The organism is Endozoicomonas sp. 8E (genome assembly GCF_032883915.1).
In the GTDB taxonomy this organism is placed as follows: domain Bacteria; phylum Pseudomonadota; class Gammaproteobacteria; order Pseudomonadales; family Endozoicomonadaceae; genus Endozoicomonas_A.
Genome location: NZ_CP120717.1, coordinates 5,219,621 through 5,242,037, shown reverse-complemented (window position 1 = coordinate 5,242,037; position 22,417 = coordinate 5,219,621). Strand labels below are relative to the sequence as shown.

Sequence of the window (22,417 nt, the reverse complement as noted above, 5' to 3'; positions counted from 1 at the left end):
TGAAGATGAAGCAAATACTGATAAACAGCCTGTCCGTTCTGACAGTCTGGTCCACTTTGGTATCAGCAGATCCCTCATCGAATCTCTATTCTTCAGTGCCACCTCTGTTAAGTCGAAGCTCGGAACCTCTGGTTATGTTGGTGATGTCGGTTGATCACGAGCTGTTTAAAAAAGCCTACCCGGATTACTCTGATCTGGATGGCGATGGTCAGTTGGATGTGACCTATAAAGACAACTTTGAGTACCTGGGGTACTTCGACAGTCAGTGGTGCTATTCGTACAGTTCGTCGAATGGACGATTTTCACCGGTTGCACTGGCAACCGGTACCCATAGCCACTTCTGTGATACAGCAGTTGCACCATGGAGTGGTAACTTTTTGAATTGGGCGACCATGAGTCGAATGGATGTTCTGAGAAGGGTGCTCTTTGGTGGTAAACGTTCTTCTGATAGTGCATCACTCACCGTTCTGGAAAGAGCCTATTTGCCCAGAGATATTCACGCTTTTGTCAAAGTATATAATGGCAGTGATCTTGGCAGTCTGACTCCTTACAGTGGTTCCGTGAGTTTTTGTAATCTGGCGACCAGTGAACTTGGTGAACCAAAGGTTCGTATTGCCAGTGGTCAATGGCCACGCTGGGCGTCTACTGAAGTGATTCAGTGCCAGTGGGGTGCGTCTAACAGTCCTTCCAGCAGTTATGAGTTAGCAGAAAACACGGTTCGTGTTGAATCCTGTGTAGCAGGTAAAGATGCATCAACGTCGGTTCGTTGCAGAGAGTATTCTAATGTTAACGCCAAACCGGTGGGTTTGCTGCAACGCTATGGTGAAGATGGCAGTATCCGGTTTGGCCTGATCAGCGGCAGTTACGACAAGAATATTTCCGGTGGCGTGCTGCGAAGAAATATCTCCAAAATTGGCGGTAACTCGTCGTCTTCTGATGATGAGGTCAATGTCTCTACCGGTATTTTTAACGGCTCTGTCAATGGCATCATACAGTACATCAACAGCTTCAGAATTGCCAGGTACAGCTACAGTCAGAATAAATATACCGACTGCAGCACTTATGGCATTTCCATTGATACCTTTAAATCCGGGCGTTCAACATATTCAAATCGTCATTGCAGCAACTGGGGAAATCCACTGGCTGAAATGTATCTGGAGGCTCTAAGATACTTTGCCGGTCAGTCATCACCCAGCAGTGCTTTTGATACCAGTGTTGATGATCAATTTGTGTCAGGACTGTCGACCGAGTCCTGGGTTGCTCCTGTCACTTCGGCCAACGCCTGTGCCAACTGTTCAATTATCCTGTTGTCCAGCGGACTGAACTCTTTTGATTCCGACGAACTCTCCAGTAGTGCCGATTTGCCCGGCTTGTCGGGTACTGCCAGTGTGAATAGCAAAACCGATGAAGTGGGTGAGCTTGAATATAACAATAACTTCGCTGGTAACTATCTGGTAGGTGGCACAGGTAGCACACGACAGTGTACAGCAAAGTATCTTAATGGGTTGTCAGAAGCCAAAGGCCTGTGTCCTGAGTTGCCTCAGCTGGAGGGGAGTTATCAGGCGTCCGGATTGGCGTTCTACGGCAACCAAACCGATTTGAACAGTACTCTTGATGGTGTGCAGAAGGTCAAAACCTATGCTGTTCAATTGGCAGAGAGTATGCCCAGCTTTACCCTGAATGCGGGTGGTAAGCCTGTCACTTTCCAACCGGTTTGTCATACCAGCTCCAACTTTGGTTCCGGAACGAATTTCTCTGGCAATGGTAGTGACTGCACACTCACTGACGTGGTGGTAGAAAGTACAGTACTGAACTCTGATGGTGAGGTTGTGGAAGGCAGCTTACTGTTTACCTGGGAGGACTCTCTCTGGGGTAATGATTTTGATTATGACGCTTCCTCACGCATTAAGTTTTGCGTTGGAGCCCAGTGCACAGCCACTTCAGATTCAAATCTACGTGTGGGTAGTTTTGGCAGTGACCAGGTGCGAATGGCTGTGCAAGTAGATGGTGTTTATGCCGGATTGAACCTGAGGTTCAGTTACACAATGACCGGTACCTACGACGATGGATTACAAAATGATTTTGTCTACAAAGGGCAGACGAATTATGAAGTGAATAACTATACGGCCAGTGGCAATTCAGCAGGTCTGCTTGAAAAGCCGCTCTGGTTTGCGGCCAAGTACGGTGGCTTTGTTGACCTTGATGGCGATGGTACGCCCAGGTATGACGAAAATGGCGATGGGATTTCAGATGATGACCGGGAGTGGGATAGTCGGAATAATACCACCGGCTCAATAGGCGCAGATGGTTTACCTGACAATTATTATTTCGCTCGTAACCCCAGCCAGTTAGAAGCTCAGCTGGGGCAAGTGTTGCAGGATATTGTCAGCAGGGTGTCCTCTGCCACCAACGCGGCACTTTTTTCGAACAGTCAGACCGGCGCAGGTGTTCTCTATCAGGCGCTGTTTCAACCCGTTATGGAGTACAACGGTAAGACCATTTCCTGGGGTGGTATGCTTCACGCGCTCTTTGTCGACAGTAAGGGTTTACTTCGCGAAGACAGCAATGGTAATGACAAGCTTGATGATTATACGGTCGATAAAGTCGTGAAGCTGATTTTTGACCCCAACTCCAACCAGACTCTGCTTCAGAGATATTCCACTTCAGATTCAGGGGTAACACTGACGCCCGACGGCGCTCTTCAGTCCCTGAGTCAGCTGGATGCAATCTGGGATGCCAGAGATCAATTGTCCAGTCTCTCCAACGTCATCAGTCAGCGTACCTTCAGTTCCCTCGCTTCAGGTGGCCGCCATATTCTGACCTGGCTGGATGAAGATAATGATGGTGTTGTCGATATCGGTGAAACTCTGCCACTGACGCCTGATACATTCAGCACAAGTGAGGGTTATCTGGGGGTTTCAGCTTCTGAGGTTGCCAATGTCATCAATTATGTTCGCGGTGAAGAAATCTCCGGAACCCGCCCTAGAACCATTGACTACGATGAAGACGGAGACGATGATGTCTGGCGACTGGGTGATATTATTCATTCAACACCACAGCTGGTGTCTTCTCCGGAAAGTCGGTTTGATGCCCTCTATTCCGATACCACCTATACCTCCTTCTACAAGCAATACAAAAACCGTCGGCACATGCTTTATGTAGGGGCTAATGACGGCATGATCCACGCTTTTAACGGTGGCTTTTGGGATGACAGTCAATACGGCTATAACATCACAGGTGATAACAGCGAAGTCAGCCATCCACTGGGTTCAGAACTTTGGGCTTATACGCCCATGAATCTGTTGCCTCATCTGCAATGGTTGAGAGAGCCAGACTATCCCCACGTTTATTACATGGACGCAGAGCCGGTAACTTTCGATGCCAACATTTTTGACAGTAATGACAGTGATTATCCCGGAGGCTGGGGAACCGTGCTGGTGATGGGTATGCGTCTTGGTGGCGGTGATTACGAGGTGACTTTGGGTGGGAATAACAAAACACTGCGCTCTGCCTATGTGGTGCTGGATATCACTAATCCAGAGGAGCCCCCCAAACTGCTGGCGGAAATAACCCACCCAGAACTGGGCTTTACCACTTCTCGCCCTGCACTGGTAAAACGTCGTGTGGCTGCCAAAGACAGCCAGGGTGAAGATGATTGGAGTCAAACACCTACGACGAATGAATGGTATCTGGTTTTTGCATCAGGACCCATCGGTACAGGGGAGTCTGGAATACGAGCGGCACTGGATGACGGATCGAGTAATCAGAATCTGAAACTCTTTGTCTATGACCTGAAAAGTAAAGCTTTTGTGTCGGGCATGGCGCCTATGGATTCAGGGGTTTCTCAAGCATACGGAGGTAATATTACAGCCGTGGATTGGGATCGGGATTATAAAGACGATGCCGTTTATCTCGGAGCAGTTGAAACAGGTGCATCGACTTTGGATGGCAAACTTATGAGATTGCGTCTGCAAAACACTATGGCCGACTCAACACTGGCAACACTTCTTGATACCGGGAAACCGATTTCAGCCGCTCCTGTTGTGGCCTCTGACAAGCGTCATCATTGGCTTTATGTGGGGAGTGGAAGGCTACTGACGTATGATGACAATCGTACAACACAAGCACAGTCTTTCTACGGTTTCAGGGAACCACAGAATAGCAGCGGTGCTTTAAACTACAATGCGGTGTCTTTATCAGGTCTGGTCAATACGACGGATGTTCAGGTCTACACCAATGGTACTGTCAATAAAAAAACCAACAGTGGCAATGTCGCCTTTACAGTGGACTCCTCAACCGTCAGCAGCTTTACTGGGCTTCAGTCAGTGATTGCGGCCAAGAGTGGCTGGATGCTTGATTTAGAGGGTGATGGTGTTATTCCTGCCGGGCGGTCAATCACCTCGGCTTCCCGATTGTTTTCTCTGATTCTGTTCACTGAATACAAGCCATCAGAAGACAGATGTCGTGTTGATGGTTCCAGTGCCCTGATCGGCCTGCATTACCAGACGGGGACAGCATCACCCGATCCCGTTCTCGGTGAGCAGGACCAGGGCGATCAGGCCAGCGCTGATCTTTCCATAAAAAGAGTCAATCTGGGGCTGGGCTATGCGTCATCTCCCGTTATCCATCAGGGGGCTGGTGGCAGTCGAACAGCGGTAACCCAGGGCGCTGGGGGCAGTATCAGTAGTCACGAACTGAATTACCGTTTCCAGACTTCTGGCAGAATGTCATGGCGACAGATCTTGAGCATTCCCTGGGGAAGTGAATGATTCCATGGATCTCTGGTCTTGCCTTTCTTTTAGATTGGATAAAGCCATTATTCTGCATCCAAAAAGACCAGATAACGTCGCGAATCCAGACCTATTTTTTCGAGATAGGCAAGACTATAGCTCCGTACTTCTTCAGGGGAATAATCTTTGGATGCTTTGATGTCAGCAGGAACGGGTTCCAGAGGTATATTGTCACGCCGACACTGGTGGATATATTGAAACCAGGCCTGCAAGAATTCATTGACCAGTTGTACCTCTTCAGCTGTTTTCGGGCAGCGGAAAAAACGGAATTCCATCGTTGGAAACGCATCGATAGCAACTGTTCCGTTGATATGTAATAACGAGATCGCCATATACTTTTCTACAACGCCTGAAAGCGCATCATAATCAGAATATGGCATAATCCTCCATTTTCCGGTCATATGCTGAAAGTTGGTCATATGAACAAATCGACTGTAAAAACCAGTAAACTGTTTCAGGTTTTCCATTTTTTCTTCATCGGTTAATCCTTGCAGATTGCTGTTGCAATAATCCCCATCCATCAGTTTCGTATTGTAATGGGCAATCATTTGATTCATCCTGACTATCGCAGAATCCTTCAGCTTCTCAAAATCACCGAATGCTTTATTCCATTGCCCCTCGTTATCTGTGACAATCCGTTTTTCATCACCAAAAAATCTCAGTAAATAGGGATTGTTTTGTAATTCACATTCGATTGCCATGATAATTGCGGGATCGCCGCCCGTTGCACTCAACACATCAACATGTTTGTGCCCGGAGCTATAACTGATAACTCCATTATTGCGCAGGAAGTCAATCGAATTAATCACCCTTTTAAAGCAGTCATGGGCATGTTTATCATCTAAATGGTATGGCTTACAGTTTATCTCAAGGCACTTGGTTGTATCCAGAAAAGAGATAATCTCAAAATCACTGTTCAGGGTATACCGTCTCCTGCCAAATTCATTCAAACCAAGGTACTCAAAACCTTGCTGTTCAAGGAGTTTTTCAAGGGGGTTCAGGGCTTTAGCCCTTGCTTCACTTTGCGATAACCATACAGAGTTAATATAGTATTCGAACTCTTCTCCAAATTTAAGGCATGGACTCATCAACGGATACATGTTGCTCTCCACAAATTCAGACTTTTGGGAAAACAGGCTGTCAATAACATGCATATAGCGTCGTTCAAATATTTCTGCCATGATCGAATTGTTAAATGTTTCGCGCATGTCATCATCGGTGCGTAAAACGCAGGTCAACAAACTATTATTGAGTGGGCCAACATCATTTTTGGCAATCTCAATAAGATCGGTTTTATGTTTGTCAATAAAACCAAACATAGCGATTAGCTCTGAAAACTGGCCATAACGCGACAAAGTTATCTCAAAAAATCGAAATAGTTCCCTTCGTAATAGCCAGGATGCATTATCGCGATTCTTCCAGACTGGGATAAAACCGGTCTCCGAAAGATAATCACTCAGCATTTCAGAGAGATCATAATTAAGACCGTAATGATTGAAATATTTTTCGTTAGATTTTACACCGTCTGAATGCTCTTGAAATATTTTCTTCAGGACATCACAAATCTCAGTAACCCGTCTGGCTTCGATGGTTTGGTCTGGCAGATATCGATTTTGTTCTCTTGTAAAAAAACCACGGTCTTTCTGGAGGCCTTCCTTGTATAATATAAAGCCTATAAAAGTACTGAGTGCCTCATTGGTTTTATCTTCCTCCTCCCTTTCTTTAACCTGGTTTTTCGGTTCTCTGACGTCAGCCTTTTCGATGGTTATTTTCTGATAACTCAATGTTTTGATAAGGTTCTGCAGCGTTTCCCGAAGATGTTCAGCTGCGGACAATGGAGTCAGATAAATATCATGACCCGAAGCGGATACCGCGGCAGGTCCGCTGAAGGGGGCAAGGCAAGAAACCTTGCGCTGTAAAACAGGTTGCTCTGAACCCGGGTAGCCATGTTTGCGATTAGCTGGCAAAAAAACCGCTGCCGCGTTGTCGCAGACAGTCAGTTTTGCAATGCTGTCCTTTGGTGAGTAGAGTTCATTTCCGATTGTGGGGCCATTGATGGCTCCAGACTGCGATATATTCATATGCTTAAATCCATATAATGTTATGTTTCTTGAGCATGTTGACCATTAAGTCCAAAAAAAGTTCAAACAATGACAAAAAAAATTGATGAGCTAGCTGCCTGAGGAAATCGGGAAGAGTAAACCGGCGGCATATGCCGATTATTAATGACTGATTGCTAAATTCTGGTCGCAGTGATAAAAATAGCCCCACAGTACTGCATGTAAAAATCATCATCATAATAATAATAAGGAAAGAAGATGAAGCGGAAAATTCTATCTGCGGCTGTGACAGTAGCCGTGTCTTTTAGTGCTCAGGCCGAGCAGCCTTTCAGTGAGTTTTATGTGTTTGGTGACAGCCTGCTGGATACAGGCAACCTGTCTTATGCGACAAATGATGGCGGTGTCATAGCGACTGAATTGCTGGCTCAGGCCCTGGGATTGGACATTGATACTCTTGCCAATGGCGGTAATAACTATGCAGTCGGGGGCTATCAAACCGCCGATGTTCTGGATTCCATTGTTGGTGGTGTCGCCTCTCAGGATGCTGCAAATACCGTTACGACCTCGGGGGGCAATTTCAATTCTTACTTGATTGATAACCCTTCAGCCTCTGAAAATGCACTCTACTTTCTCGATGGTGGGGGGAATGATTTAGCAGGAACATGGTCGAGTGCGCCCGATCAAGAGGCAGCGATTCAGGCGTCAGCCCAGAATATGGCTACGGCGGTGGGCGCTCTGAGTGCTGCTGGCGCCAGATATATTATGTTGGCAAATTTGCCTGATATGGGGCGGATTCCCCTTACTCAACTGGCTGCTCTGGCTGATCCGAATCAGGCCTCTGGGGCAAGTACTGCTGCTGCCGGTTACAACCAGGCGCTTGAAATTTTTGTCAATCAAACCGGTGCCAATGTCATACCGGTAGATTTTCAGGGTTTTATTGATCTTATTATCAGGGATGCTGATCAATTTGGCTTTGCCTCAGGCGTGGATGCAGCTGTTACCGGCGCTGCAATCGATCAGGTGTATACCTGTTATGACAATGGTTTGGCGGGCAGTACTGGTCCTTCAACCTCATGTTTCGAGCATCCGGTCTATGGAGTTGATGGCACTGCTCCGGACCCTGACAGCCTGATTTTTAATGATTTTTTGCACCCCACCGGTAAAACCCATGCTTTGGCTGCAGATTACATGGCGGATATCATCATAGCCCCCAGGAAAGTGGGTTTGTTACCGCAGATGGGGTTGAGTGCAGCTCGCAGTCAATTCAGTGCAGTTACCAATGAAATGCGTCAGTCCCGCTGGAAGGATGTAAAAAGTGGTTGGTTTATCAGTGGCGCTGCTGGGGCCAATGAGCTGGATGGCGGCTTAAGTCCCGACGATGATCGTTATTCATCCACTGTGGGATTGATCAAAGGTCTGGATGACAACCATTTTTTGGGTATTGCTGTTACTCTGGGACAGAATGAGCTGGACGTCGATGGTTCATCATTTGAGGCAAACAATTATGGTCTGAATATCCTTTATGGTTATCGTGAAGGTGCCTGGTTTTTAGAAGGTGCACTGGGTTATACCAATATGGACTATTCAGATCTTGCGCGGGATTTCAACATCGGTTCGCAGACTTATATCGCCAAAGGCGATACCGAAGGCCATGCTGTGGGTCTTGATCTGCTGGCTGGCTATAACCTGCTGGACGAATCGTCGCAGTTTGTTTTTGGCCCTGTTCTCGGATTACAAGCCATTCATGCTTCCGTTAACGGTTATACCGAGAGTGGCGGAGAAATTTCCAATTACAAATGGGGGAATCAATCCACAGAAAGCATGCAGTTGCGCGCTGGTTTTATGGGGGGGATGCAGCTCACGGAGACCATTGCCATCAACGCCGAGATGTACCATACCGATGAGCAGGAAGGAGGCTTTGAGAACATTAACGTCACCAATACCAATTTGAATTTTGGGATGTACAACCTACCCGGAGCCTATGTCGATGAAGGCGGCTTCGTGACCGCTAATCTCGGTGCCGTCATGGATTTGGGGGATGGCAAGCTGGGTCTGAATTATAACTATAGCGATCAGGCTGATGGCTCCGAGCTGTTCAGTTTGACGTATTCAGCCGCTTTCTGATCCGGGGTGTGACCTTTCCATAGTTGTTCGCAGACCCCGGGCAGAATGTCATGGTGACAGATCTTTGGCATTCCCCGGGGAAACCCTTAGTCTGGTGATTCGTGTCAATCCTTTGAAGCTTTTTTGATAGGCGGAGTCCGGTTCACTCTCGGATAAGCCGCCTGTCATTCCCTCAATCTCTGGTCTTGGCTTTCTTCCTAAAGTTGAAGTGTCATTCAGTAAAGGAAGCAGGTTGTGTTCAGGCGTAGCTTCGCAATCACCCGGCCCAGAACCATGAAAGGGCTCACCCTGATCGAGATGATGATCACCATTCTTCTGGTCGGCATCATTGGCTCCATGACGGTATCCCTCGACTCGCTCGTGCAATCATTTCGAATGGATTTTTACAATCAGCGTGTCTTCAGCAGTATGGTGGTGGCCCGCAGTGAAGCGATAAAAAGAGGAGTGAATGTCAGTCTCTGCCGCAGCCAGAACGGCTTTAGTTGCGATACCTCTGACAGCAATTGGAAAGCAGGCTGGATGGTTTTTGTAAACCCCAACAATAACAGCTCCGTTGACCCGGGGGAGATTGTTATCAGGGTTTACGAAGAAATTGACAGAGAGGTTACGATCAATCTGAATACCGGTAATACCGTGACATTTACGCCCAGAGGCAGCCCTTCAGTGGTACGTACTATAAGAGTCTGCCCCACCGGCGGATTGGCTGCTCCAATCAAAACAGTATCGGTCACGACGACCGGGCAAATTCGAAAAACTTCTTCGACAGGGAATTGTTGATGGAAGGGCACTTGCAAGCAAGCTCAAAGGCGCACAGAACCGTTGCACAGAGCAAAGAGACCGGCTTTGGTCTCATTGAAGTGCTGATCAGTGTAGTGATTTTTATGGTGGGCATTCTCGGTATGGCAGGGATGCAGGCTCAGGCGGTCAGGGCCACTCAGGACAGTCTGCAACGTTCCCAGGCTATCTGGCTGGCGAATGAAATGTCGGAACGTATGAAGGTGAATGTTCAGGGGGTGGAATCAGGCAGATATCAGAGTACAGCCCAAACCGCCAGCAGTAATCTCTCCTCCTATTGTGCCGGACCGGTCCCCAGACAATGCATTGCCAACAGTTGTTCGGCCGATGAAATGGCTGACTTTGATGTTCATGATCTCATGTGCCGAAATGCCAGGGTTTCCAACCAGCAATTGGCCGTCAGCTGTTCGGCTAGCCCCTGTAATTCTGGCGAAACGGTGTCGATAACCCTTAAATGGGAAACCAGAGGCGGCATTGGCACTCTGTTTCTGGCGCAGAAGTCACTGACTCTGAAATATCTAAGGCAATGATTAGAAAATCCTTATCCCGACAGCAAGGTCTGTCATTGATTGAGCTGTTACTGGCGCTGGTGATCGGTTTGTTAATTAGCAGCACCTTTTTACAACTGATGTTGAACAGCAGTCGTTCCACCTATTTCCAGGAAGATCTTTCTCTGGCTCAGGAAAATGGTCGGCATACTCTGTATTTATTGGGTCGTGCCATGAGACAGGCAGGCTACAGCAATGAAGTGAACAGTCTGGTGTTGCCCTTTTTTGCCGGCAGATGTGGCAGTGCTGCCCAATGTACATTGGATGGTGGCGGTACCAACAGTGATCAGGTGGCTGTCCAGTTTTTGCCTCAGAACGGTGAAGATTGTGCGGGTAATAGCGTTCCGGCAGGAGAGTTGACGGCCGATGTTTACTATGTGGCTCCTGATCCGGCTAATGGCAATATTGATACTCTTTTCTGCCGGGGCTACAACCCGGCAAACTCCTTAGCCAGAGGAGCAGCCAGGGCGGTCATCATTGGTGTGGAGCGTCTTCAGGCCGTTTATGGTGTTACCCATAACGATACTGACAATGTGCATCAGTATCTGGCAGCCAGTGCGGTCAGTGACTGGCAGGATGTCAGAAGCGTCAGACTCGGCGTACTGGTGAATTCCGGTCAGCAGGCTCGCTCATTCGATCGACGAACCCGATCCTACAACATTCTGGAAAGTGGTACTTTGACCCTCAACGACGGACGACCTCGATATGTCTTTACCACAGCTTACAAACTTAATAACGCCGGTTTATAGATCTATTTATAAGGCCAGACAGCAGGGCGCGATCATGCTGATGACCATGATCATTATGCTGGTGATGTTGTTCTCGGGGCTGTTTGTTATGGAGATGGCCATTTTTGGGGAAATGGCGGTTAACAACGAACAGAGAGGATTGCAGGTCTATCAGGTCGCTTACAGTGAGTTGGATGGTCAATATCAATACCTTATTAATAACCCCGCTGTGTTACAGAATGCCACGGCCGCTGATGTCAACCTGACCATCATACAGAACCCGACAGGGTGTTCTAACCCGGCTCAGCTCTGTCAGACAGCCACACTCCGGTATATCGGTGAGATACCCCCCCCTCCGGGCTACAGTCTGGGGAAATACATTGGCCTGATGTTCGAAATTGACAGCGTCGCGTCACTGACTCAGACCGGTGCACGTTCCAGTCAGACCATGGGCTTTACCTACGTGACCACTCTTTCGAATTAATCTGAAGACTGTGCTGCCGATGCAGAAAGAGAGTACGTGACGGAGGGTTTCACTTTTGAAGCATCATCTACTGCCTGCATTGGTTCTCAGTCTGTTGTGGCTGCCAGAGGTGCAGTCCGACGATACGGATCTTCTGATCAATGCATACAATAATGGCCAGGCTGATACTCTGGGGTTTGCTGCAGCCGCATCGGTCAGTGATGCCGCAAACCCTCTTCAAAGTTCTGATGAACTTTATTATATCCTCCTGCGATCTATTAATGGCCCCAGCTGGCGAGGCAACCTCAAGCGCTACCGACTGGGTTCGGATAATAAGGTTTATGATGCCAACGGTCATCTGGCTATTGACCCATCCAACGGATTTTTTACCGGCAGTTCCAGAAGCTTTTGGGGAAATACTAATGATGGCAACAGCACTACTAAAGGGGGGGTGGCTGCCCATCTGAGTCAAAGTCGGCTGGTGGTCTCCAATATTATCAATGGTAACAACCTTGTCCTGAGTGCTTCGGGTAATCGTGTCAGCGAGAATAATTCAGGGATTACCAGCGGGCTTCTGGCTTTGTCCGGGAGTGCGGCGGGATCGAACCGCAACAATGTTCTCAAGTGGGCCAGAGGGGTTGATGTTGACGACGAAGACAGTGACGGTTCCATTTCGGACAACCGAACCAGTATCGGTGATCCACTTCATACACAGCCAAAAGTGATCACCTACTACAAGAACAGTGCCGGTTCAGTGGTGGATCGAACCGTTTATTTCACCACCAACGACGGCTTTTTACACGCTGTGAATACCGATAATGGCAGCACCGAGTTCTCATTTATTCCTAGAGAGCTGCTCGTTAACCTTAAACTCTACAAAGATAATCTGGTAGGGGGGGGGAACCACTATAGCGGCCCATCTTCCGATGCGGGTTGTGTCTGGGACTACCAAATACCCGGTAAATGCATTCCCGAGTATTGGTGCAGTTATCAGTATCGATTTTTAGATCTTCATCATACACAGAGTTGTCGTCTTAAAAATAGCGTACCAAAGTCGGACGGTGACTGTTACTACAATTATTCTCTTTCTGTGCCCCCGCAAACCTGTTTAGAGCCTGAGTTTTGTGAGTATCGCTATAAGTTTGGTGATATCCTCCTCGATCAGAGCTGCAGGCTCAGGAGCACCCCCCAGATACCGCCTCCCCCTGTGAGTAAGCCGGCCAAGCCCTATGGTATGGATGGCCCGATGACAGTATGGATGAACGATGTCAATGGTGATGGTGATGTTCTTCAGGGCAATAATAGTCTTCTTAAAGATCCTGGAGAGCATGTTTACCTTTATCTCACCATGAGACGCGGTGGCAGTAATATCTACGCTTTGGACGTTACTGCCAGAAGCGAACCGGTACTGAAATGGGTGATTCGAGGTGATCGGGACAGGGACCGTCAGGCAGACAGTACGACACTGAATCCTGATTTTCCTGAGTTGGGCCAGACCTGGTCAGCCCCGACTCTGGCAAAGGTTCGTTTTAATGGCTCCGACAGGCAGGTGCTGCTGTTTGGTGCCGGCTACGATCAGGATGCTGATGAACAGACGACGATCGGCAATAATGACATCGGTCGGGCCGTTTATATGGTGGATGCCGATACGGGCAAGAAGCTCTGGTCTGCCGGTAACAGTGGCGCTGACCTGAACCTGTCGGATATGGATTACAGTATTCCTGCTGACCTGGCGGTGATCGACATCGACAACAATGGACTGACGGATTACTTTTTTGCGGTGGACATTGGCGGTCAGGTCTGGCGATTCGATGTTAACCAGAATAACAGCGGAGCCTGGAACTTCGCCACGGGAGGGCGTATAGCCAACTTCTCTGGCAGCTCCAGTGCCGATGCAAGACGGTTTTATGAAAGGCCGGATGTTTCACTCTCCAGATCGGTTGATCATCTGAACATTGTCGTGGGTAGTGGTTTCAGGGCGAAGCCTCTGGATACCAAGGTGAACGATCGGCTCTATGTCATCAGGGATCCCAATATCTACAACGCTCCCGTCAGTTATAACTACAACAGCGGCTCGGTCATTGATGAATCAGCGCTCTACGATGCCACTGACAACCTCATACAGCAGGGGAATGGGGTTCAGCGAGCGAACGCCATCAGTGCTCTGGGTGTTCAGAAAGGCTGGTATATCCGCTTTGAGGTGTCTGGAGAAAAGCTACTGGGCAGGCCCACTGTTTTCAATAATGTCCTGACCCTGACTACCTATGCGCCTGGTGGCGGGGGTAGCAGCTATCTCTATGTGTTGAACATTGATAATGCCAGCGCAGTGGTTGATCTTGATGGCAATAGTCAGGTGGTTAAAGGCGACCGCAAGAGACAGCTACGATATGACATCTTGACCCCAGCGCCCGTTATTCTTAACCGTAGCAGCCAGGGCGCAGATATCTGTGTGGGTGGAGAGTGTTTTCAGGATGTTCTCAGGCAAGCGGGTTCAATACCTTTCCACAAAAACTTCTGGAGGGAAAACCAGTGAGAAAGGTAAAGGGATTTACACTATTAGAAATTATCATCGTGGTGGCCATCATCGGTATTCTCGCCGCAATCGTTGTCCCGTCCTATAACGAACATGTGTTGCAGTCCCGACGCAGTGAGGGCATTTCATCCCTGTTAACGATTATGCAGCAGCAGGAGCGATATTTTACCGAGCAACTGGGTTATACCAATGATCTCTCAAAGTTGGGCTATTCAGTGAATGGTGCCGGTGAAGTGGTTTCCGAGAATGGTTATTATTTGATCAGTGCGGTAGCCTGTCCTTCCATGACTATTTCCCAGTGTGTATTACTGACTGCAACTCCCCAGGGCGTTCAGGCCCCGGACGGCAGCCTGACGATCAACAGCCGTGGTGCACGGACGCCCCTGAATGCCTGGCAATAGTTCTGTCCTGTTCACCAGCATTCTGCAGAAGCTGCCGCAGAGCTGTCAAAGCCCGCTCTGACCCCAAGTTGATTTAAGGTGATGGTTCGACAGTCGGTATCCTCATATTGGCTACCGCTGCTGATTGCGGTGGCCGTCAACGTATAAGTGGTATTGGTGGCCGTTACAGCGATGGTGTAATGCCCATCCGGAGAAGTAGCACCACCAAGATTGTTGATATCAGTCGTGTAAGCATTGTCGTAGGTGTAGAACTTTTCCTGTTCTGCGGCCGCTGTTGTCAGGGCGACATGGGCGTCCGTCCTGCGACTTTCAAAGACATATTGCTGATAGGATGGAATGGCGACTGCCACAATGATGCCGATGATAGCAACGACGATCATCAGCTCAATCAGACTGAATCCACTGTCTTTGGCAGACACTGGCTGGTTATCCATAACTCAGCTCCTTCAAATTATTTCACCTTATGCATGGCTGACTTCACTATAGTCTGCTTATCTGGGGATATTAAATATCTGTCGCCAGGATTGTCGCCCGTCATCCGTCAGCGTGTATTCCAGATCGGTGCTGGAAATATTACCGGCCCCTCCCTGAATAATAATGCTGGTTTTACCATCATTGCCCTGGTGGACCACCGGAGCAGGTGCCAAGCCTGCACCAAGACTGATTTTCTTCTCCGATACCGTACTGTCAGTAAAACCGTCCGGAGTCAGCACTTTTTGAATACTGGCAGGTATTGCCGTGCCTGTCTGGTAATGCAGAGCATTCAGATAGCTCGTACCATCTATCAGACACTGATCGGCAGGTGGCTGGTATTCGGTGAACAGCAGCAGGGCAAAAGCATTGGCCGGTGAGCTGAGACTTTTACCGCTGGGATCTGTGCCATTATGGATCAGTCGGTTTTTCCAACCGGCTTCGGTGGTCAGGGTGTTGCGCAGGGACTCAAAGTTACTTACTGTCGTGCTCCCTGATACCCTGAAGCCGGAGACCAGATTGCCATCGGCTTTCACCTGAACGTCAGTGGTATCAATCAGGTTGCTGAAGGGCACTGTGCCATAAGAGAAGGCGTCATTGAGTTTCGGCTCTTTCACGCCAAAAAAGAATTCCTGCTGACTGTTAATACTGTCTGCCCGGGTCAATTCACGACCCGTACCGACAAAGACCCAGCGTTCATTATCGCTGTTAGTCACCGCAGTGGGACGGGCGGTAACAGGTCGCTGCGGGCGGGTTAACGTGCCCAGTGTCCAGTTTGAAGTCAGTGGGTCTTCGAGATTGATTCTTAGCAGTTCGCCGCTTAGGTTGCCTGCGGTTTCAACGCTGCCAAAGTAGACGGCATCGTCATAGTAATCCTGATCCCAGTCCACGGTGGCCATGTTGCCGGCATAAGCCTGTGTTATGCCACTGTCCATGGGGTTAAAAGTGCTGAGAAAGCTTTTGCTTTTCAGATCATAGACAAACACTTTCATATTCTGGTCGCTGGTGGCATTGTCCAGAGCTTGTCGTATACCGCTGAGTCCTGTACCTGTCGGGCCCGAGCCGAAGGCCAGATACCAGTTGTTTTCGGTGGGAAAGTTATAGTCACCGGAAGCGTTGGGTTTGCGCCGTTGTATCACCACGGGGCGGCCCGTGGTAAAGCCTAACTCTGGGTGAGTAATTTCTGCCAGCAGTTTCGGAGGCTTTTTCGGGTTGGTGATATCCAGCATGACGTAGGCAGAACGCATGGTTCGGGTGGCACTGTTAACTGTGACGTCAATGGGGCCGCCGCCCAGCCGCATGCCCATGAGCAGTACCGTTCCCCAACCTTTGGGGTGGTCGGCATCCGGGGTGAAAATATTAGCGTCAAAAATCAGGGGCTCTCCATCCATGTAAAAGACGTGGGGATAATCCTGTTCTGACAGCCAGCGAAGATGGGGTAAAAGGTTCATGGGGGCGTACGCCCAGAGTTCTCCACCCAGAGGGTGCTGAGATGTATCAGAGCCATAACTCAGATCAAACTGCTGATTACTGTTGTTCCAGAAGCCGGCATTGAAGGCATGAATCATCCCGTCATTGGCACCCACATACACTACTTGACGACGGTTCTCGTACTGTTTTTGAAACTCAATAAAGGTTGAGTCATTGCTGTTGAAGGGTTTGCTGTCAGAATAGTAACCTTCCGGTTTGGATACGGCGATAGGGTTGGAGTGAATGATGTCGCCCAGGCGCCAGACCTCCAAGTCGCCATCATTGTCGATATCTACAGAGCGAGAGCGGTAACCTGTCTGATCTTCGCCACGAATGTATTTAACCAGCTTATCTGACTCCGACGGGGTGACGCCCAGATAACCACTATTGCTGCCTGTGAAGTTGGCAGAGACAAAGGGCTGTTCCTCACCGGCATCGACACGGCCATTATTATTGGCATCCAGCCAGGTCAGGATATGACGGCCGGTATTGGTCAGTGCATTATAGTTTCGTTGACTGGTAATGTTGCTAACTTCCATCAGGCGTTCACGGGCATCCCAGACGGGCTTCAGCTCGATCAAATCCGCGTTACCGCCGTCGGGCGTCAGTGTCACACCATTATCGGCAGAGGTATAACGCTGAATAACAGTAGAATTACTGGTGGGGTCAAAAGACAAGGTCACAACCCGGTCGGTCGAATAGTCATCCAGTGTCCGGTTACCATTAGAGTCTTCCCGGAAGTGACCTTTGCTATCAACAAATAAGCTGTGGAGCAACCCGACCCAACTGATATCAATGTTATTGACCGTGACTCTGGGACGGAATAGCCCTTGAATGGCCGAGCCTACACCGCTGGCACTGTTGGCAATCAGGGCAGCGCTGGCGCCGGAAGATATACGACTGGCTATCTCCTCAAGAATCTGTCCCAGCTGTCTTTCAAGCCGAGCCGGGTTGCTGATTAAAAAGTAATTATCAGGAATACCATCCGCACCCAGGGAGCCTGTCAGGTTGTTACGATTGTCCCACTCCTTGTTATCAGCGTCCGGAATGTTGTCACCATTGGCGTCATGATTGGGCGTGTTATCGTTATCAAGGTCGTTAAAGCCGCCATACTTTGCTGCCAGAAATAAAGGCTTTGGCAGGCGGTCAGAAACATTAGCGTTTGGCCTGAAATTTTTAGTGACATCGTTAGCGGTTAACTCCGTGCCACTGACAGTGAGGCAGTAGGGCCCACTTGTTGGCTCGTCTTTGCAGGTTCGCATCAACAATGCAGACTCACTGTCGCCATCATCGTAGCCCTGGTTTATTGCAGGAGTGTCGTTGATGTAGCTGGAGTTGTATTCCGCGTCCAAAACCATACCACTATAATTCTGAACCCCGGATATGGAGTAGCCATATCTGAAACTGTTGGAGCCATTAAAATCCGGATCGTAAAGACGCACTCTGAGATTATTGGTTGAAGTGGTTATGGTATAAGAAGCTTCGGAGTCGGTATCACCGTCTCCGCCAAAGGTTTCATCGGCCCAGCCTATGCGGAAGGTAATGCTGTCAAGCAGGCCTGAACTATCCGTAGTAAAGCTCTCTATTGTCTGGTCCAGATAACGGCAGGGGCGGTAGAGTGCTTCGTCAAAACCGTCTGCAAAGTCAATGGTCTGGCAAATCGGAGTCAGAGACACAATATTACGGTTGCCCAGACCATCAGGAACACCAAATGACAGGGTCGGAACCGTCTGATCCAGTTCAACCGCATAGGTGGTAACATTCTGGTTGCCCGCCAGGTTTGGTCTCAGATCGTTGGTTCGCGCATAGTGAGCAAGGCCAGCCATATAATAGCTGCCCTCGTAGTGGGGAACTTCAGGACAAATACCCCGGGCATCAGACAGGCCATTGAGGTTTTTGGGTTCGCACTGTCGGATGCCGCTGCTACCGTTACTGCCGATGATAAAGGAACCGGGAAAGACAAGGTCAGGTTCAAGGTTACCGATGTTATCGGTTAGCTGGTTAAGTTGCGAGATTCCGGACGAAAGTATATCGCCAAGGTTGCTGTAGTCATCACTGTCGTAAGAGTTTTGTCCTGTCGATAGCATAATAATGGCGCAGTTGGCGCAACGGTTATCAACCGTAAACGGATCCTGCCAGGCGGGTTTGGGTAATCCCAGGTCGGTACTGACGCTGTAGTCGGAAGAAGGTCCGGATTCCCCGGCAAAGTAGCGAAGCGCTTCCAGGTAAATTTCTGACATGGGATTGCCCCAGTCTTTACAATTGACAGGGCTGCCAGAGCCGCAATTGTACTGCTGAGCGCTATAGCTGTAATCTGAAATTCTGAAGCTATTGATGGTCGCTACCATGCCAGAGTTGTTTATAAACTGCCCTGTGCTTTGATTGACTTCATCGCTGGCGAAAGAAATGTTTTTACGTATGACCCCGCCCTGAGTGTTACCTTCATAGCTGCCGGTAATAAGGCCAAACTCTACCAGCTCCTGATAGGTTTGGATCAGTCCCACCGGCTTTCTGGAGCTGCCATAGGTCTGGCATCGGCTATCGGTTGAGCTACTATGACAGACATCCACCCTGACGTTGAAGTCGGCAGTCGATGAGCCCTGACAGCGAACCCGGTTTAAACCGGCCCAGTTTGGGTCATTGCTGTTTTTGACTCTTACCAGAGGGGCGCCACTCTGACTTTGATTCAGATTACAAAGAGTGATGTCGGAACTGTTGTAAGGTGTGAAGTCATTAATATCGGCGCCCGAATAGATCTTACTGAATGCATGGAAGTCGTAGGGGATTTCAGCCCTTTCCAGAGTGGTCAAACTGGTGGTATCGGTCACCCTCATTCCGCCGTAGAGTGCCTTGCGGATCAGGTCGATCCGGGACATTGTTCCCCAGTTTAAAAAGTTACCGCTCCAGGGTGCGCCTGAAGTGGTGCAGCTATGACCATTGGCTCCTGTTGCTCTTACAGAAGGTTGAAAACGACTGCTGCTGTAGGTGTAGCACCAGTCTGATTCAAAATATCCATAGTAATCAATGGTGTCTTTGTAGGTGATGTCTATTAAGCCATCACCATCTATATCTGTGTAGTCGCTGTAGGCTTTTTTGAAAAGTTCGTGATCAAAGGAGAGCGCAAAGAGTAACAGAGGGGGTGAGCTGGTGGTTCCCTGATTGGGAATTGCAGCATAGTCCGAGGAATCTGCGGTGGCCTGCTGCAGGATAAGGGTCTGGAGCAAGAATGCTAATAAGCCGATTTTTAGCCAAAACAGAGACGAAGACTGTTTTCTGGCTGAAAAAATTGCAGAGAGACTGATCCCTTTTGACACGAACACTGTGAAATCCTTTTATGCGAAGTTAGCTCAACGTTTGTAAGTAGACTGCAGCATGACCTGACTATTGAGGTTATCGACTGAAGCGAGCACGGTTACACGATAAAGCTGTGACCAGTCTGAAGGGTTGGCAGGATTGGGGCTGACTCCAAACAGGGTTCTTGGAACGTAGCAGAGGAATTCCACGACATAGCGGGCAGAAGTTCCAGAAGGCAGAGTGATGGCGGCAATGGTTTTGCCGGCGTCTGTCCAGAGGGCGGCAATCTCCCAGGGACGGGCATTACCGGCCCGACAGCTGATTATACTGTTACGGTCAGAGCCACTGAAGCAGAGGCCGCCACTGCAATCACTGGCGAATGTGTTGATGTCATTGCAACTGTTCTGATTTTTGATACAGCGTTCGGCCTCCAGCATTGCTGTTTCTGCAGCAACGAAAGCAGTCTGATGAGTCCGGTAGCTGGCCGACATTCTCTGCTCAAGGCTTGAGAATTGAACCGCCGTCAGAGTCGCCATCACCATGAGGGTTAGAAAAACCATGGTGTAGAGCAGAGCGGTTCCGTCTTCATCGTGACGTTGTCTGATACAGCTCATGATTATCCTCTGTTTCTCAGGGCCATGGTCATAACATATTCCTTGCGCAAGAAGCGATCCGACTGAGCGACCTGTTGACCATCGAAAAGATAGGTTCTTGGGGGAGCTGGCAGAGGAGCTGGAACAGGGAGAATTTCGGTTTCACTGCGCGTCAGCAGGTGAATACGGATGGCGGTGGTCTGCAGCCAGTCTGCGTGGCGAAAACTACGATCACCGGCTCTGATATAACGATTAGTAACCCCGTCGTTATCCGTATCCAGGCCGTAGTGAATGCGAATATCCTCGATGCCGTCCACTATGGCTATTGCCGTGGGGTTGCCTGCTTCTTTTCGAAAGAGAGTAGGCAGGCCGTTATCCGGTTTTACAAAATAACCTACAGAGCCCAGAGGCTTCAGATAACCCGGGTTGAATGACAGAGCACCGGAAGGTGTCGAGCCGTCATAACAACGAAAGCTGCCCTTGAGTTGAGCGACACAATTTCTGAAATCGCCAGCACCGCTGGTGGTATGGGTTAAGTTACTGCCGCTGATGGAACTCAGGGCTATCAGGGCTACCTGAGAGCAGTCCTGACGGGTTATCGCCGCAGCACCGCCGGTCGGCAGGGTCGAACCTATGTTGCGATCCAGTGTCAGGGTGGATGTGGATGTGTCATGGTTGGTTATAGAAAAAACAGTGTCGGGATTGACCTTGAAGACCAACAGGCTTTCTGAAGTGGCCTGAGCGTCCATCTTTGACTGGGTGTCAGAGAGATTCATCCCCTGTATCGGTTGTTCAGCAGTAAGCCATTCATGGGTAGCACTGTTCTGAAGCAGGGCATTACCGATCGAAACCTTGGTATTACAGCCTGTATAGCCAGCGACACGGACGTCATTAGACATGGCGCTTACAGCAATTCGGGCAGCTTCCTGCATTAGCCCCAACTGAAAGTTCAAGCGATTGGAATTGTTGCTGCTCAGAAAGACTTGGGTGACTGAGGCAATGATGAAAATGCCCAATAACATGGAAATCATCAGTTCAATCAGGCTGAGTCCTTTCTGCTTGGAACTGTTCATGGTTTATAGTGCGCTCCTGAGAATCACTTGACGCCGGGGTTGCTGACCTTTGCTGTCATCAAAGAAAACCGTGATGGTGTAGTTCCGACCCTCTGGGGTATCGGTTTTGACAATCGAGCCGTCTGAATCGGGAAGCTGGGTGTCCAGGATAAACTTCCATTGTGCTATATCATAGCGGGCCAGCTCTGCGGGTGTGCAATCTGCTGTGTCACAATCATGGGGATAGGCCGCGGGCACATTACCGACACTGGCGGAATAACCGGGCCCATTCAGGGCATAGACCGGGTTGGCTTTGATCCTGTCGAGCATATCGTAGGCAAGGATGTTGGACAGGGAGTTGAAGTAGGCAATATTGTTGTAACTGACGCTTCGGGTTTGTAAAGCGGCCATTCCCAGGAGGCCGGAAGCCAGAATGACCACTGTGATCAGAACTTCTACCAGCGTCATCCCTGCCTGAGAGCGATTTGAACTCATGGACAGACCACCGAGTCAGTTGAGCGCACCCGACCAGACAGGTTAATGGTGATCCCCCTGGCGACCTTCGATGAAGTCAGGCTGTCGCAAATAAGAAAGCTGCCTGAACTGGTGTTATTGACAGTGCCATCTCCCTCAAACACGATCGGAGCCCTGTTACTCCAAGTGATTGAGGCGATGGAATCTGTTGTCTGGGAACGTCTCAAGGTATCGACTCCTGAATCAAATAGGCCGTTACTGTTTTCATCGGTGAAAATGATCCAGCCTTGACTCCAGAGGGTTGGGTCTGCTGCGCAGGTGGACCCGTCAGTGGATGCACAGGCGATGGTATCGTTGCCGGTTTTAACAGCTTCACTGCGGGTGTAAAGCAGGTTTGACAGCAGGTTTTGCTGAATATTTGAGAAACGAATGGAGTTGGACATTTCTCTCAGTTGTGGCAGTCCCATGGCAACAATAATCGCAGCGATCAACAGAGTGATCATCAGTTCGATTAATGAAAATCCTTGTTCTCCAGGCTCAGGGCTGTTTATTGCTCTGGCTTTAAGGCTGTTTGACTGACCCATCACATCTGACCGGTTTTTAACGCTTATCTGATCAGTT

15 protein-coding genes are annotated in these 22,417 nt (G+C 49.2%); 8 read left to right on the top strand and 7 right to left on the bottom strand.

Annotated features, from left to right (window positions below; genetic code table 11):
- The first annotated feature begins 5 nt into the window (after window positions 1-5).
- A complete protein-coding gene (locus P6910_RS17995; RefSeq protein ID WP_317142632.1) occupies window positions 6-4,769 on the top strand; it encodes a pilus assembly protein in 4,764 nt (1,587 codons plus the stop codon).
- Between the two features lie 47 nt (window positions 4,770-4,816).
- Here P6910_RS17995 and P6910_RS17990 read toward each other — a convergent pair whose 3' ends face one another.
- A complete protein-coding gene (locus tag P6910_RS17990; protein ID WP_317142631.1) occupies window positions 4,817-6,625 on the bottom strand; it encodes a hypothetical protein in 1,809 nt (602 codons plus the stop codon).
- A gap of 483 nt (window positions 6,626-7,108) precedes the next feature.
- On the opposite strand from P6910_RS17990, the gene P6910_RS17985 reads away from it, so the two are divergent.
- The 7 genes from P6910_RS17985 to P6910_RS17955 all read left to right on the top strand — a co-directional run bounded on the left by P6910_RS17985 (window position 7,109) and on the right by P6910_RS17955 (window position 14,442).
- The gene (locus P6910_RS17985; RefSeq protein WP_317142630.1) at window positions 7,109-8,974 is read left to right on the top strand and encodes an autotransporter domain-containing protein; all 1,866 of its coding nucleotides are present in this window, start codon (window positions 7,109-7,111) and stop codon (window positions 8,972-8,974) included.
- Window positions 8,975-9,208: 234 nt separating this feature from the next.
- On the top strand, window positions 9,209-9,751 hold the full coding sequence (locus P6910_RS17980) for a GspH/FimT family protein (protein ID WP_317142629.1): 543 nt from the start codon (window positions 9,209-9,211) through the stop codon (window positions 9,749-9,751).
- 11 nt (window positions 9,752-9,762) lie between these two features.
- The gene (gene pilV / locus P6910_RS17975; protein WP_317142628.1) at window positions 9,763-10,299 is read left to right on the top strand and encodes a type IV pilus modification protein PilV; all 537 of its coding nucleotides are present in this window, start codon (window positions 9,763-9,765) and stop codon (window positions 10,297-10,299) included.
- The gene (locus tag P6910_RS17970; protein ID WP_317142627.1) at window positions 10,296-11,066 is read left to right on the top strand and encodes a PilW family protein; all 771 of its coding nucleotides are present in this window, start codon (window positions 10,296-10,298) and stop codon (window positions 11,064-11,066) included. The genes pilV (P6910_RS17975) and P6910_RS17970 overlap by 4 nt, the downstream gene beginning before the upstream one ends.
- A gap of 34 nt (window positions 11,067-11,100) precedes the next feature.
- Window positions 11,101-11,529, top strand: a complete 429-nt coding sequence (locus P6910_RS17965) for a hypothetical protein (RefSeq protein ID WP_317142626.1) — start codon at window positions 11,101-11,103, stop codon at window positions 11,527-11,529.
- A gap of 55 nt (window positions 11,530-11,584) precedes the next feature.
- Entirely contained in the window at window positions 11,585-14,041 is a 2,457-nt protein-coding gene (locus tag P6910_RS17960) for a pilus assembly protein (RefSeq protein WP_317142625.1), read from the top strand.
- Complete coding sequence (locus P6910_RS17955; protein ID WP_317142624.1) at window positions 14,038-14,442, top strand: type IV pilin protein; 405 nt, start codon at window positions 14,038-14,040, stop codon at window positions 14,440-14,442. The genes P6910_RS17960 and P6910_RS17955 overlap by 4 nt, the downstream gene beginning before the upstream one ends.
- A gap of 11 nt (window positions 14,443-14,453) precedes the next feature.
- Here P6910_RS17955 and P6910_RS17950 read toward each other — a convergent pair whose 3' ends face one another.
- The 6 genes from P6910_RS17950 to P6910_RS17925 are packed head-to-tail and all read right to left on the bottom strand — an operon-like array spanning window position 14,454 to window position 22,380.
- A complete protein-coding gene (locus P6910_RS17950) occupies window positions 14,454-14,876 on the bottom strand; it encodes a type IV pilin protein (protein WP_317142623.1) in 423 nt (140 codons plus the stop codon).
- A 57-nt stretch (window positions 14,877-14,933) separates the two neighbouring features.
- Entirely contained in the window at window positions 14,934-19,703 is a 4,770-nt protein-coding gene (locus tag P6910_RS17945; RefSeq protein WP_317142622.1) for a pilus assembly protein, read from the bottom strand.
- Window positions 19,704-19,730: 27 nt separating this feature from the next.
- On the bottom strand, window positions 19,731-20,291 hold the full coding sequence (locus P6910_RS17940) for a PilX N-terminal domain-containing pilus assembly protein (protein WP_317142621.1): 561 nt from the start codon (window positions 20,289-20,291) through the stop codon (window positions 19,731-19,733).
- A 2-nt stretch (window positions 20,292-20,293) separates the two neighbouring features.
- Entirely contained in the window at window positions 20,294-21,343 is a 1,050-nt protein-coding gene (locus P6910_RS17935) for a PilW family protein (protein ID WP_317142620.1), read from the bottom strand.
- A 3-nt stretch (window positions 21,344-21,346) separates the two neighbouring features.
- Window positions 21,347-21,817, bottom strand: coding sequence for a type IV pilus modification protein PilV (pilV, locus tag P6910_RS17930; RefSeq protein ID WP_317142619.1), 471 nt, complete (start codon window positions 21,815-21,817; stop codon window positions 21,347-21,349).
- Window positions 21,814-22,380: a GspH/FimT family pseudopilin gene (locus tag P6910_RS17925; RefSeq protein WP_317142618.1), complete on the bottom strand. Its 567-nt coding sequence runs from the start codon at window positions 22,378-22,380 to the stop codon at window positions 21,814-21,816. The genes pilV (P6910_RS17930) and P6910_RS17925 overlap by 4 nt, the downstream gene beginning before the upstream one ends.
- Window positions 22,381-22,417: the final 37 nt, after the last annotated feature.